A 15031-nucleotide genomic window follows, 5' to 3' on the forward strand; every position below is an offset into this window, starting at 1 on the left:
GAAGTATTTCTTCATTGAAACAAAGATAATGTTTCAGATTATTTCTCCGGCAAATTAAAATCGGCAAGAACGGGGCTGTGGTCACTTTGTCGTGACCTTAACACTTGCACCCGTTTCAAGGGTAACGATTGACTATGCAGCACATAATCGATACGCAAGGTGGGCGACAGGAACTTAAAAGTGCGCCCTATTCCCCAGCCTTTTTCGGTGAATGCATCGTGCAGGCCATCGCTTATGATCTGGTATGCATTTGAATTGGGCACATCATTCATATCGCCACAAACAATGACTGGGTAAGGACTTTTTTCAATTACTTCTCTCACAGCTCTGGCCTGGCTCGAGCGTTGTAAGTTGGCCATTTTCATTTTCCGCAGAATATTTTTTCCGGTGGTTTGCACTGCGTCCACATCTATTCCTCCCTCATCAATCTTCTCCACAAACTCGTAATCTTTCTTTGCAAAATGCATGCTTTGCAGGTGAATATTAAAAAGCCGAATAGTATCACTATTCACTAAAAGATCAACCCACAAAAACGTGTGATTGTACTCTTTAATATCCTGCACTTTTTCCCAACGTAAAATGGGATAATTTGAAAAAACGGCAACACAAAAAGGATGATAGCGTTCATTCTTTTGCCTGATGTTGGTATGCACCCCAAAGGCCCGGTCGTTTGCTGCAGCCACATATTTATAGCCGAGCTTTTTCTTTACTTTCTCCAGTGTAATGGGCGAAAAAGTATCGAGCGAAAAAACAAATTCCTGCACAGCCAACACATCAGCTTTAAAGTTTTTTGCTTCCTGCAACATACCAAGATCGAGAAAGCCCTGGTTTTCAAAAAAATTAAAAAGATGGGCATTCCATGTGGCTACCCTCAGTGTTGACTGGCCAGGTTGTTCTTTGTTTGTTGATGGATGAAAACCAAAAAAGGAACCAATAAGGTTCCAGCAAAGCAATAATGTAACGATTGGAATGAAAACAAGTTTTCGTTTAGCAATCAACCAAAAAATGAGAAAGCCGATTTGAAGAAGAAGAAAAAACGGGAATAAAAGCGCAAACAAATTAACGATCCATGAAACAGAAGGCGGAAGCATTGTTAGGAAATAAAGCAGCAGCATACAAACACTAAGTGCAACGTTGCAGAAAATAAAAAAGCGTTTTGTAAAACTGCGAAAAAATCCGGCCATTTGGTTTTCAGGTTTCGTTGTCAGCCGCTTTTTTCAGAATATCTTTTTCTTCCTGTGTCAATGAAGAGTATCCTTTCTGGCTGATTTTGTCGAGGATATCATCAACACGTTGCTGTGTAATATTGGGTTTCTTTGAAAACGGCTCCTGCCCTTTTGTATTGTAAAATACTTCTTTCTTAATTGTTCTCTTCACAGGTTTTTTATTTGGTTCAAATAAATTGATGAACCAGTTATACAGCGCATGCATCCATGCACCGGGATCTCTCCCGTTTTGTATTTGTTTGATGTAAACAAAACCTATTGCTGCCCCACCAAGGTGAGCGAGGTGATGAGGAAAGGCAGAACTCGCAAGACCGGCAAAATCAATGATGACATAGATCAACGTGATTACCCATAGCGGTATACCGCCATTAAGCATGGGGAACACACGGTAATCGGGAGCAGTTACGGTAGCTGCAATAGCAATGGCCATTACACAAGCGCTTGCACCTAAATAATTAAAACTATTGATCTCAGCAGCAAAACGTGGCAACAGGTTAGCGCTTGCAATAAACAAAACAGCGCCAGCTAATCCGCCATAAAAATAAAGGGGAACAATATGTTTATTGCCTACAAGGTCCTGCAACAAAAAACCAAATGCCCAGAGAAAAAGCATATTGCCCAGCAATGCCCATAAGCTGTAATGTGCTATCATGTGAGAGAGCAACACCCATGGCCTTGTAATAAACGTATTAAGATTTGCAGGTAAGCTTACCCAGTCAAGCACTTGTGATTTGTATAAACTCACATTGGCATCGGGCGTAAGCTGAAATACGATTTCAATAAATTTCAGTATTACGAATACGATCACATTAACAGCGATTAGCCGCATTACTGCATCGCCATCTTCACCAAATCTTATCCCTCTTTTCTTTTCTGCCTCCAGGTAACTCATACTTAATTTCTTTTATCAATAAAACGTACGCCGGTTGTTTTTGTTCCAGTACCACACTAATATAAAACCAATTAAGGCGCCACCGAGGTGAGCAAAGTGCGCCACACTTCCACCACTGTTACGAATGCCCATCCAAAGTTCGGCAGCCGCATACAAAATCACAAACCATTTTGCTTTTATAGGGAAGAAAAAATAAATGTAGATAAGCGTATTGGGAAACAGGTAACCGAATGCAGCCAGGCATCCAAACACGGCACCTGATGCGCCAACAGTGGGCGTATTCAACATCACATCGGCTCCCTGCTTTACGTAAACAATACTTTGATCGATATAAGCCTGGTTGCTGATATCGTTCGACCACGCATCAGCAAACGCCTGCAACTGTTGTCTGTCCAACAATCTTGTGAGGCCATTTTGATCAAAGAAACTCATAAATGCCGATGGCGAGGGTGAAGTATTGTACGAAGCATAATCCCGCATCAACGGCTGTATTTCATAAAACAGCCAGCCGAGGTGAATAGCTGCAGCGCCTAAACCGCATAATATATAGAATATGAGAAAACGTTTTGATCCCCACAAATTCTCCAGCATGTTACCAAACATCCACAACGCAAACATGTTAAACAGGAAGTGGAAGAAATCACCATGCATGAACAGGTGAGTAATGAGCTGGTGCGGTTTAAACAAATCGGATTGAACGCTGTGTAAAGCAAAAAAATCGGTGAGTGTTTCTTCACTTCCCCAAACACCACTGGTGTATTGTGCCAACAGCACCAACCCGTTAATAATGATAAGATTTTTTATTACCGGTGGTAATACATTAAAACCGCCGGGCCGTATTTGCTGATAACTCACTAAAATTTAATTTGAATGATGAAGTACAAATTTCGGGATTGTGGTTGAATACTATAGCAAACATATTTGCCGAAAATGTTAAACTGTTTACTTCCTTAATATCAACGCCGCCACATTTTCAATATGATGAGTATGCGGAAACATATCAACCGGTTGCAATTGCTCTACTACATATTTTTCGTTAAGCAGTTGCAAATCTCTTGCCTGTGTGGCAGGATTACAACTCACATACACAATACGTGGCGCTTCAATCTCCAGCAGTTTTTTTACCAGCTTTTCATGCATGCCCACACGAGGCGGATCGGTGATGATCACATCGGGCCGGCCATGCGCTGCAAAAAATTCATCATTACAAATATCAATTACATCCCCCGCATAGAATGATGTGTTGGTGAGGCCATTTGTTGCTGCATTTATTTTTGCATCTTCAATTGCTTCGGCTACCGCTTCCACACCTATAATTTTTTTTGCGCCTTTACTGCAGAAGATACCAATGCTGCCCGTACCGCAATAAAGGTCGTACAGGGTTTCATTGCCCGTAAGCTTTGCAAACTCTCTTGTTACTTTGTATAATTCTTCTCCTTGTTTGGTATTGGTTTGGAAAAATGATTTGGGGCCGATCTTAAAAAGAAAATCTTCCAGTTTTTCGCTCACAAACCCGCTGCCGAAATACGTTTCAGGTTGCAGATCATAAATGCTGTCGTTCCATTTAGGATTGATGGTATAGAGCAAGGTTGTGATCTCCGGAAACTCAGCAAGCATGGCGTTAAATAGCAATTCACGGTTGGGCACATCTTCATAACCAAAAGTAATATTCACCATCACTTCGCCCGTGCTGGTCATGCGGAAGATCATGGTGCGCAACCAGCCTTCATGAGCTTTAATATCGTAAAATGAAAACCCACTCTTCTTTGCAAATTCACGTACAAAATTGCGGATGGCATTGTTGGGTTCCTGTTGCAGGTAGCAAGTGTGTATGTCGATCACCTTATCGAAGATCTTGGGAACGTGAAAGCCTAAGGCCACATCTGCCGGTGCAGGTGTTTGATCAGTTTCTTCTCCATTATTCACTTGTGCTGTCTTAGCCCGCTCTTCATCTTTTTTCAACAGTTCCTCACGGGTTAGGTAACGTTTATTGCTAAACGTGTACTCGAGCTTATTTCGATAATACTTGGTTTGTTTCGCACCAACAATGGGTAGCAGTTCCGGTAAATCAACACGGCCGATGCGCTTCAGGTTTTGCTCCACCTCCCGCTGTTTATACTCCAATTGCTTTTCGTACGGTAACATCTGCCATTTACAACCGCCGCATAAACCAAAATGTTCACAAAAGGGGTTTACACGCTCAGGCGAATACTCATGAAAAAACACTGCCTTTCCTTCGGCCCAGTCTTTTTTGCTTTTCCCTAATTGAATATTTACCACGTCGCCGGGCACAGCGCTTTCAATAAAGATCACTTTGCCATCAACACGGGCTATGGATTTGCCTTCGGCAGCATAATCTTCCACTTTCACCTTTTCGAGTATGCGTATTTTCTGTTTTTTTCTCACGGCGCAAAGGTAACAATCAACCACTTTGCAAATCGTTAACAGCTAAAGAAAGCTTTTGAATTAACTTTACGTATTCGCTATGAAGAAGACAACCCTTGTCCTTTCAATCCTTTTATGCTGCAGTACCCTTTTCAGCCAGGGTTATCGTATTGCCGTACAATACAAGCCTGTACCCAACAGTCATATTTACCTGGGCTATTATTTTGGCACGCAAAAATATGTGCTTGATTCAGCCATGCTCAATGCTAAGGGGGAAGCAGTTTTTACAGGAGCGGAGAAACTGACCGGCGGTTTATACATTGTTGTTGATCCTCAAAAGAAAACTTTTGTTGATATACTCATAGATAAGGAGCAGGATTTTAGCGTCAGCATTGATACGAACGCATTCACCATTGTTTCTATTAAAGGTTCTAAGGAAAACGATTATCTGAAAAAATACAAAGATGCTTCCGCCTTATACTACAGCACTTATCCAAAGTTGATGAATGAACTTGCGGCTGCTAAAACAAGACAGGACAGCACTGCTATTCAGCGCCAGCTAAACGAAGCGAATATAAAAGCACAGCAATGGCGTGATAGTTTCATAGCTGTTCAACCCGATGCTTATCTTGCTTTGCTCTTCCGTTTGTTGAAAGAACCTGTTTACTCTGCCGCTGCTGCAAAGAACAGGCAAGACAGCATCAATGCATTTTATAATTACAAGAAACAGTTTTGGCAGGATATTTCATTTGCTGATGATCGCTTGCTTCGCACACCTATGTTCGAGCAAAGGCTTAGCAGGTATTTAGAAACAGCGGTGATACGTGAGCCCGACAGCATTAAACTGGAGCTGGATAAATTTATTCTTACCAGTCGCACCAACAAAACCATGTTCCGTTATTTCATCAATCGTTTTACCAACGAGTATATGAATCCAAAATACATGGGGCTTGATGTAGTGTTTCTCCATCTTTTTGAAAAATACTATATCACGAATCAAGTCGACTGGCTGGAGAAAAAGGACCGTGACCTTGTGTTTAACCGGGCTTACAGTCTTTACGGCAATATACTTGGAGAACCAGCCGCTGAATTAAATCTGTTGGATACACTAAACAGAAAGGTTAATTTGTATTCCGTTAAATCGCCTTATACCATAGTTATTTTTTGGGATCCGGATTGCGGACATTGCAAAGAAACTGTTCCAAAAGTTGACAGTCTTTACAGGGCCAGCTGGAAAAAACAGGGTATAAAAGTAATTGGCGTACTCAGCGACGGCTCAGGTGATGATGAAGCAAAGGCAAAAGAAATACAAAAACGCTGGACCGAATATATACGCACACATAATCTGAATGAATGGGTTCATCTTTATCAGTCAACTCAAATGCGTAAGGCGGAACAAGCCAGTCAGACACCGGGTTTTAGACAAGCATATGATGTTTTTCAAACGCCCACAATATATTTGCTAGACGAACAGAAGCGAATTGTCGCAAAAAAAATAAATCCTGAGCAGGTTGATGAGATCCTGCAAGCTAAAAAAAACAACCAAACGTCCAAACATCCATAACCACAGCTTATGCGTAACATTCTATTTTTTCTTTTGATGGTTGCCGCAACAGGCAGCCAGGCTCAAACTCTTTTTACCTACGGCACCAACAAAGTTGATAAGAAAGAATTCTGGCGTGCATTTTCAAAAAACAACAATGGTGCAACCGATGAGAAATCGATACGTGAGTATCTAGATCTTTTTATTCGTTTCAAACTGAAAGTGCAGGCAGCAAAAGATGCAAAGCTCGATACCTTGCCCAATATTCAAAATGATATCGCTGCTTTTCGTGCACAAATGATTGAGCAATACATGCGCAACCAGGGTAGCAATAAAGAACTGGTGAATGAAGCCATTGAACGCAGTGGCACCGAAATGGAAATAGCACATGTGTTTGTTGGGTATGATAATGATACATCGAAAGCAAAAGCTGCCGTTGACAAAGCATATGCTCAGCTGCAAACCGGTGCCGATTTTTCAGCAACATCAAAAGCATTCTCTACAAATGAATATGTAAAATCAACTGCTGGTTATATTGGTTATGTAAGTGTATTCTCCCTGCCTTATGATTTGGAAAATGCCATTTATACAACTACACCCGGCAGCTTTTCAAAACCTGTTGCAGGCAAAAGCGGGTACCATATTTTTAAAGTGATTAGCAAGCGTGCAGCAGCAGGCAAAATGAAAGCGGCACAAATTCTTGTTGCTTTACCTGCCAATGCATCACAGGAAGAAATTGCAGCAGCACGTACAAAAGCAGAAATGATTTACGGTTTAGCGAAGAAAGGCGATGCATTTGATAAACTGGCGCAAACGTATAGCGATGACAAATTAACCTTTCAAAATGGTGGTGAGTTACCAGAGTTTGGTTTTACAAAATATGATGCAGCGTTCAGCAATGCCGCTTTTGGCCTCAGGAACAATGGCGATATCAGCACACCAATACAAACAGCTTCGGGTTTTCATATCATCAAACGATTGGAATTAAAACCGGCAGTAACAGATAAGAATGATGCGGCACTTGTTCAGGAGTTTAATGAAAAAGTAAATACTGACGCTCGTATTAATGTGGCTATTGCAAAACAAAGAGAGCAAATTTTAAAGAACAGTCATTACAAAGCACTTCCGTATAATGAAAAAGAAGTGTGGATCATTACTGATACATTACTGAAAGCAAAAAATTATGCAGCCATCTATAAAGCCAACCAACAAAAGCCAATATTCCAGTTAGGTACAAAAGTTTCTTCGGTTGCTGATTGGTTGAAATATGTAAAGAGTTTGCAAACGGCTAACTACATTCCTAAACAAACAGATTACAAAGAACTGATGAAGCAGTTTGTTTACGCAACTGCGGAGCAGTATTATAAAGATCGTCTTGAATCAACAAATGAAGAAGTGGGTTTCCAGGTTAAAGAGTTCCGTGAAGGGAGTATGCTGTTTGAAATTATGGAACGTAAGATATGGAGTGTTGCACCTGCTGATAGCGCCGGGCTGGTTGCATATTATAATCGTAACAAACAAAAATATACCTGGCAGCCAAGTGTAAATGCCATTGTCTTTAATTGTGCAGATACTGCAGTTGCAAACCGTGCATTGGAAATGATGAAGAAAAATCCTTTAAAATGGAAAGATCATATGGAAGTTCTTGGTGGAACGGCTTTAGCTGACAGCAGTCGATTTGAATTGAACCAATTACCTGTGGCAGAAGGAACAAAATTTACTGCAGGTCAATTTACACCGGTTGTTACCAACCCGAACGATGGTTCTGCTTCTTTCTGTTATATTCTTAAAGTGTACGACAGCAAAGATCAACGTACGTATGATGAAGCAAAAGGTCTGGTGATTAACGATTACCAATTGGAGATGGAAGAAAAATGGATCAATCAACTTAAGAAAAAATATCCCGTAAAAGTGAATGAAGCGGTGGTGAAGAGTATGGTGAAGTAGTTAATTAAAAGGCCGGTGTAATTCACCGGCCTTTTAGTTTGGTTCGTGATTTTTTTTTACATCACAGCTTTCACCACATTATAAATTACTTTCGGACTACCGAGTGTATAATAATGCAATACCGGCACACCAAAATCTTTCAGTTCTTTTGATTGCTGAATGAGCCATTCCGTTCCAACTTTCTTACAATCTTCATCCGTTTTTGCACGCATTATTTCATTACTAAGTTCTGTTGGAATATCAACATGAAACGTCCGTGGTATAACAGAAAGTTGTTTCTTGCTTGTCAGTGGTTTTAGTCCCGGGATGATGGGAACATCAATGCCCATGTCACGACATTGTTTTACGAACGCAAAAAATTTACTGTTGTCGAAGAACATTTGCGTCATGATATATTCGGCACCAGCATCAACTTTATCTTTCAGGCGCTGCATTTCAATTTCCTGGTTGGGTGTTTCAAAATGTTTTTCAGGATAACCTGCAACACCTGCGCAGAAATCGGTGCGGAAACCATCACGAATATCTTCTTCCAGATAAATGCCGTGATTAAGATTAATGGTTTGTTTCAGCAAGTCAATTGCTAAACGGTTGCCTTCGGGATGAGGTTCAAAAAATGTTTCATTCTTTGCAGCATCACCACGAAGCACCAATACATTCTGTACGCCAATAAAATTGAGGTCGATTAATGCATCTTCCGTTTCACGCTTCGAAAAACCGCCACAAATCAAATGTGGAACAGCATCAAGATTGTAATGATTCTGTAACGCTGCACAAATGCCAACAGTGCCCGGGCGTTTGCGCACTTCCACTTTTTCAAATGTACCATCTACTTTCTTTTTAAACACCTGCTCTGCACGATGATACGTTACGTTGATCCATGATGGCTTGAATTCCATTAATGGATCAAGATGATCAAAAATGGAATTGATGGTCTTTCCTTTTAATGGTGGAAGTATTTCAAAAGAAACAAGCGTGTCTTTTGCCTGTGCTATATGCTCGGTTACTTTCATTTGCTGATTCTGTTTTATTTGATTGCTGCTGTTTCCTGCTCAATACCTGCATTTAAGACGAAAGGATTGCGACGCAAGGAACGATGCCACAAGGAACCAAAGCCCGTATCAAAAAATGTTTCCTGCAAACATATAACAGGAGTGGCTCTTAATCAAACAATGTTTGGCTGCTACTTTCACATTTTAAAAGGGAATGAAAGGGTTGCTATTAACGGGAATGCGGTATTTTCGCAACTATAATTTTTTGCTTTGAGTTTAACTATCCACACATCTGAACTTGTTAAGCGTTACCGCACACGCACGGTTGCCAATAAAGTGAGTATTGAGGTGAAACAGGGAGAGATCGTTGGTTTACTGGGGCCCAATGGTGCCGGTAAAACAACAACGTTTTATATGGTGGTGGGATTCGTAAAGCCCGATGAAGGCGAAGTGTTTCTCAACGATGAGAATATTACCAATATGGCCATGTACAAACGGGCGCAATTGGGTATTGGTTATCTGCCACAGGAAGCGAGTGTGTTTCGTAAATTATCGGTTGAAGAAAATATTGCTGCAGTGTTAGAGATGACAAAGCTGAGTAAAGATGAACAACGGGAAAAACTGGAAGATCTGTTGAGCGAATTTCGTTTGCATCACGTGCGTAAGAATAAAGGCGATTCGTTGAGCGGTGGTGAACGCAGGCGTACAGAAATTGCCCGTGCCCTTGCAGTTGATCCGAAGTTTATTTTGTTGGATGAGCCGTTTGCAGGTGTTGACCCGATTGCCGTTGAAGATATCCAGGCCATTGTTGCAAAATTGAAATATCGCAATATCGGTATCCTGATCACAGATCATAACGTGACCGAGACCTTATCAATCTGCGACCGTGCTTATTTGCTGATTGAAGGAAAGATCTTTAAACATGGTACAGCCGAAGAGTTGGCGGATGACGAACAGGTGCGTCGTTTATATCTTGGCCGCAATTTTGAACTAAAACGGAAAGACTATTTGCATGAAGAGGCGGCAGCCCAAGACCAGCAAACCGAATAGCTATTTCAGTTAACAGAAGTCAATTATTTTTTATCTTGCCGAAACATGAGACTGCTTAGCCCTGCAATATCAAGACTTGCACGCCTTCGTATGTGGAGGATAGAAAGCTGGATGAATAACCCGGCTGCTGCTCAGCGTGAAGTATTGCAGGATTTGGTTACCACAGCTCAATACACTCAGTTTGGTCACCAGCACAAATTTGCCAAGCTGTTTAACATTCGTGAATTTAAAAACACAGTTCCTGTTCATGAATACGATGAAGTAAAACCTTACATCGAACGAATGATGCAGGGCGAAGAAAATGTGCTGTGGCCTACACCTGTCACCTGGTTTGCGAAAAGCAGTGGCACTACCAGCGATAAAAGCAAGTTCATTCCGGTTAGTGACGAGAGTATGAAAGATGGCCACTTCAAGGCCAGCAAAGATGTGCTTACACTTTACTACAATAATTTTCCCGGTTCCGATCTGTTAACAGGCAAAGGGTTGGTGATTGGCGGTAGTCACAACATTTCGCCATTTAATGAAGAAATTCAGTTTGGTGATTTAAGTGCTGTGCTAATGCAGAATGCTCCGTTCTGGACCAATTGGATTCGCACACCTGAGTTGAGTGTGTTGTTAATGGATGAATGGGAAAGTAAAATTGAAAAGCTTGCTGAAACAACTACAAAAGAAAACGTTACTTCCATTTCAGGTGTGCCCACCTGGAATCTGGTGTTGTTCCGCAGAATTTTAGAATTAACCGGCAAACAAACCATTGCTGAAGTGTGGCCAGAGCTGGAATTGTTCATGCATGGCGGTGTATCATTTGTGCCTTATCGTGAGCAGTTTCAACAACTCATTGGCAAGCCCATCAACTACCTGGAAATGTATAATGCCAGCGAAGGTTTTTTTGCAGCACAGGATCATCCTGGAGAAGATGGCATGTTGTTATTTGCAGATCACGGAATCTTTTATGAGTTCATGCCGCTGGAGGAATACGGCAAAAAGTTTCCCCATACTATTGGTTTAAATAAAGTGGAGCTCGGAAAAAACTATGCATTGATCATTAGTACCAATGGTGGTTTGTGGCGATATATTGTTGGCGATACTATTCAGTTTACGTCCTTAAGGCCGTTTAGAATAAAAGTAAGCGGCCGCATTAAACACTTCATCAACGCTTTTGGCGAAGAGTTGATGGTTGATAATACAGATAAAGCAATTGCCATTGCCTGCGAGCAAACAGGTGCAGTTGTAAATGAATATACTGCTGCGCCTATTTACTTCAGCCAGGGTAATAACGGTGCACACGAATGGTTGATCGAGTTTGAAAAAGATCCTGTGGGCTTGAATGATTTTGTGTACGAACTTGATACAGCATTAAAAAATCTCAACAGCGATTACGAAGCAAAGCGTCATAAAAATATTGCACTGCGTTTGCCATTTGTACAACCAGTTCCAAAGGGAACTTTCCACCGCTGGCTTCAAAGCAAGGGAAAGATGGGTGGGCAGCACAAAGTGCCAAGGCTCAGCAACGATCGTATTTATGTAGAAGAGATCATCCGCTTTAACCAATAATATGAAGCTGAAGGATAAACTTAAAGATTACAAACCTCTTCATTGGGTCTACAATCTTCTTCATGCAAAGCAACTGCGGCACAATAAAGATGCTTATAAGAGGTACGATGTTCACAAACCTTTGTTCGACTCTATCAGCAGTAAAGATTTTCCTGATAAAACCTCAAGGGCATGGCTCGATGTGAATGATTCAGCAGCGGTTGTATCTGGCAAAAAAGATTTTCAGCATTTTACAACTGAGGTACAACAGCAATTGATCGACTGGAGTAGCAAAGGTTTTCTTCACGTTAAAAATTATTTCAGTAGTGAGCAAGTTGATGAAGTGAATAATGCTGTTGATGAACTCATCAACCAAAAACATCTTCCTATCACACATGATAATAAAGTGATGTTTGGCTTTAAACATTCACCTGTTATTAAACACATGATGCAGGATGAAGGATTGAAGAAATTACTTTCGTTTGTGCTGGATAAAGAAGTGCTGCCTTTTCAAACACTCAACTTCGTAAAGGGCAGTGGCCAGCGTGCACACAGCGACAGTATTCACATGACAACATATCCTTTGGGCTATTTAATTGCGGCATGGATTGCATTGGAAGATATACATCCCGATAGCGGGCCCTTATTTTATTACACGGGCAGTCATAAACTTCCTTACCTATTAAATGATGATTTTGAAAATTACAGCACAAGATTAAAGCTAGGCAAAAAGCAATACAGCGATTATGAGGACATGACGGATGATATCCTTGCACAGAATCATTTTCCAAAAGAAATCTTTCTGCCAAAAAAAGGCGATGTACTCATTTGGCATGCCAACCTTATTCATGGTGGTATGCCAGTTGTAAATCCTAGTATCACACGTAAAAGCATGGTGGTACATTATTATGCAAAGGATGTGATCAAGTACCACGAAATAACAGAGCGCCCATCTTTGATGGAAGAAGAATAAAACGCCTTACTTTGCAATCATTACAAAATCAATGACATGAAATTACTAGAAGGAAAAGTTGCCATAGTAACCGGTGCCGCCCGTGGAATTGGCGAAGCAATTGCCATAAAATTTGCCGAGCATGGTGCAAACATTGCTTTCACCTATGTGAGTGACAGTAGTAAAGAAAAAGCAACCGCTTTAGAAGCTAAGCTTCTGGGCATGGGTGTAAAAGCGAAAGCATACCAAAGTAACGCAGGTGATTTTGCTGCTTGCGAAGCATTTGTTGCAGATGTGCTAAAAGAATTTGGAACAATTGATGTTTGTGTAAACAATGCCGGCATCTCAAAAGATAATTTGCTGTTGCGTATGAGTGTGGAGCAGTGGGATGATGTGATCAAAGTAAATCTCAACTCTGTGTTTTATATGACCAAGCAAATCATTAAACCAATGATGAAAGCAAGAAGCGGCTCTATCATTAATATGAGCAGCATTATTGGTGAAATAGGTAATGCAGGTCAAAGTAGTTATGCAGCAAGCAAAGCAGGTGTCATCGGGTTTACAAAATCAGTGGCAAAAGAATTAGGCAGCCGTAACATTCGTTGCAATGCAATTGCTCCGGGTTTTGTTGAAACCGATATGACTTCTTACTTAAAAGATGGCGAAGCTGCCGATAAATACAAAGCCGGCATTCCGTTAGGTCGTTTTGCAAGCTCTGAAGATATTGCGAATGTAACTCTCTTCCTCGCAAGTGACCTCAGCAGTTATGTAACGGGACAAACCATTAGTGCCTGTGGCGGTTTGAATATTTAGTACAACTATTATCTGATAAGAAAGCCTCCCCGATCGGGGGAGGCTTCGTTTTTTTTAAGGTGGGGATCTATGATGAACAACTCGTCAATGCACAGATTGTACGTTCGATTGATTTTCGATATTGTATGCATCTTTAAATCCAACTAAACTTAGTGATATATCTTTCAGCGGGGCTTTAATATCCCTGAACTCCTTTATTGTTTCCAGCACATCAAAATCAATATACTTTGTATTCGATGCATCAATTACCACTTTGGAATATGCAGGCAGATGATCGAGGGTTTGCCTGATAGCCGCTTTGTTCAGGAACGAAACTTCTTCCGACAATCTTATATTGATAGTATCTCCTTCTTTATGTTTTTGAGAATGGAAATAATAGGAATTTTTCAGATTACCGAGAAGAATTGAACCTGTCGACATCATTAATCCAGCACCCACACCAATGATCAATCCTTTTCCGCTTAATGCGGGAACAATGGCTAAAAGATCAATAGCAATAATCACAATCACCGTAACAATGAAAGGAAGAAACTGGTACTTGCCTGCTTTCCAAAAACTAATAAACACAGCCGGTTTAGCAAGCTTCCATCCCGTTAGAATAAGAATTGCTGCTAGTGTTGCCAACGGAATTTTATTTAAAATAAACGGAATGAGTATAACCGTTGAAAGCAATAATACAGCATGAATGATGGTAGAAAGTTTTGTCTTTGCGCCGGCATTCACATTCGCACTACTTCTTACAATTACACTTGTTACCGGCAATCCGCCAATTAGTCCTGAAACGGTGTTGCCAATACCCTGCGCAAGTAATTCCCTGTTAGTATTGGTGACTCTTCTTTCGGGGTCAAGGTTATCAACGGCTTCAATACTTAAGAGTGTTTCTAATGAAGCGATCAACGCAATAATAACACCATACATGATAACCGTGCCATTTGCAAATCCGCTGAAATTAGGCAAAGTAAAAAATCCAAAAAACTCACTGGCCGAACTGGCTTTAGGTAAGCTCACCAGGTGCGCATTTTCCAATATTCTGAGTTTACTTCCTGTAGTAAGCCATATCTCATTCACCACAACTCCTGCAATAACGGCAACCAATGCACTTGGTATAAAAGGAAGTTTCTTTTTAAGAAACGACTTGTCCCACAGTATCATGATCAAAATGGAAACAACAGAAATAACTGCAACGCCAACTTCGATCGATTGTAAAGGAATTAATAACTCATGCCAATCTTCGTTACCATACTCAAGCAATTCAGTCATGTGCCCTTGGTTGTCGGTGTCTTTGCCAAAAGCATGAGGCAACTGTTTTGCAATAATAAGTATGCCAATACTGGTAAGCATACCTTTAATTACACTGCTTGGAATATAATTAGCGATACCACCCAGTTTCAAAAATCCCAATGTCATTTGTATAACACCTGCTATCACTACGGCGCATAAGAACAGGTTGAAGTTTTCCAGCCCACCCAGTGAAGTGATAGCTCCCGCAACCAATGTAGCCAAACCCGCTGCAGGGCCACTTACACTCAATGGCGAGTTACTTAATGTTCCTATTACCAGGCCGCCGATAATACCTGCAATAATGCCACTAAAAGGAGTAGCCCCACTTGCAATGGAAATACCGAGACATAACGGAAGTGCAACTAAAAAAACAACAAGACCCGATGGCAGATCAAATTTCAACGTTTTTGTACTAATCAT

12 protein-coding genes are annotated in these 15031 nt (G+C 40.9%); 6 read left to right on the forward strand and 6 right to left on the reverse strand.

What is annotated here, in order from left to right; genetic code table 11:
- Positions 1-38: 38 nt before the first annotated feature.
- From ACO1QW_RS18815 to rlmD, 4 genes are all read right to left on the reverse strand, one after another.
- Positions 39-1184, reverse strand: coding sequence for an endonuclease/exonuclease/phosphatase family protein (locus ACO1QW_RS18815; protein WP_486260924.1), 1146 nt, complete (start codon positions 1182-1184; stop codon positions 39-41).
- A 7-nt stretch (positions 1185-1191) separates the two neighbouring features.
- Positions 1192-2118, reverse strand: coding sequence for a rhomboid family intramembrane serine protease (locus ACO1QW_RS18820; RefSeq protein ID WP_486260925.1), 927 nt, complete (start codon positions 2116-2118; stop codon positions 1192-1194).
- Positions 2119-2133: 15 nt separating this feature from the next.
- The gene (locus ACO1QW_RS18825; protein ID WP_486260926.1) at positions 2134-2973 is read right to left on the reverse strand and encodes a rhomboid family intramembrane serine protease; all 840 of its coding nucleotides are present in this window, start codon (positions 2971-2973) and stop codon (positions 2134-2136) included.
- A gap of 87 nt (positions 2974-3060) precedes the next feature.
- Entirely contained in the window at positions 3061-4524 is a 1464-nt protein-coding gene (gene rlmD, locus ACO1QW_RS18830) for a 23S rRNA (uracil(1939)-C(5))-methyltransferase RlmD (RefSeq protein ID WP_486260927.1), read from the reverse strand.
- A gap of 79 nt (positions 4525-4603) precedes the next feature.
- Here rlmD and ACO1QW_RS18835 point away from each other — a divergent pair, with 79 nt between their 5' ends.
- Together ACO1QW_RS18835 and ACO1QW_RS18840 are read left to right on the forward strand one after the other, a co-directional pair.
- Positions 4604-6067 (forward strand): DUF4369 domain-containing protein, encoded by a 1464-nt coding sequence (locus ACO1QW_RS18835; RefSeq protein WP_486260928.1) that lies wholly within the window; start codon positions 4604-4606, stop codon positions 6065-6067.
- Between the two features lie 9 nt (positions 6068-6076).
- Positions 6077-7993, forward strand: coding sequence for a peptidylprolyl isomerase (locus tag ACO1QW_RS18840; protein ID WP_486260929.1), 1917 nt, complete (start codon positions 6077-6079; stop codon positions 7991-7993).
- Between the two features lie 56 nt (positions 7994-8049).
- Here the strand turns inward: ACO1QW_RS18840 and ACO1QW_RS18845 are convergent, their stop codons facing one another.
- Positions 8050-9003: a methylenetetrahydrofolate reductase gene (locus ACO1QW_RS18845; protein ID WP_486260930.1), complete on the reverse strand. Its 954-nt coding sequence runs from the start codon at positions 9001-9003 to the stop codon at positions 8050-8052.
- 249 nt (positions 9004-9252) lie between these two features.
- On the opposite strand from ACO1QW_RS18845, the gene lptB reads away from it, so the two are divergent.
- Genes lptB through fabG form a run of 4 tightly spaced genes read left to right on the forward strand, consistent with a single transcriptional unit; the run spans position 9253 to position 13330 of the window.
- Positions 9253-10032 carry an LPS export ABC transporter ATP-binding protein gene (lptB, locus tag ACO1QW_RS18850; RefSeq protein WP_486260931.1) on the forward strand — a complete coding sequence of 260 codons (780 nt, stop codon included), beginning with the start codon at positions 9253-9255 and terminating at the stop codon, positions 10030-10032.
- A 45-nt stretch (positions 10033-10077) separates the two neighbouring features.
- Complete coding sequence (locus ACO1QW_RS18855) at positions 10078-11586, forward strand: GH3 auxin-responsive promoter family protein (RefSeq protein ID WP_486260932.1); 1509 nt, start codon at positions 10078-10080, stop codon at positions 11584-11586.
- A 1-nt stretch (position 11587) separates the two neighbouring features.
- Entirely contained in the window at positions 11588-12538 is a 951-nt protein-coding gene (locus ACO1QW_RS18860; RefSeq protein WP_486260933.1) for a phytanoyl-CoA dioxygenase family protein, read from the forward strand.
- A gap of 36 nt (positions 12539-12574) precedes the next feature.
- A complete protein-coding gene (gene fabG / locus ACO1QW_RS18865) occupies positions 12575-13330 on the forward strand; it encodes a 3-oxoacyl-[acyl-carrier-protein] reductase (RefSeq protein ID WP_486260934.1) in 756 nt (251 codons plus the stop codon).
- Between the two features lie 84 nt (positions 13331-13414).
- Here fabG and ACO1QW_RS18870 read toward each other — a convergent pair whose 3' ends face one another.
- Positions 13415-15031, reverse strand: a complete 1617-nt coding sequence (locus ACO1QW_RS18870; RefSeq protein WP_486260935.1) for a SulP family inorganic anion transporter — start codon at positions 15029-15031, stop codon at positions 13415-13417.

The organism is Lacibacter sp., assembly GCF_057361365.1.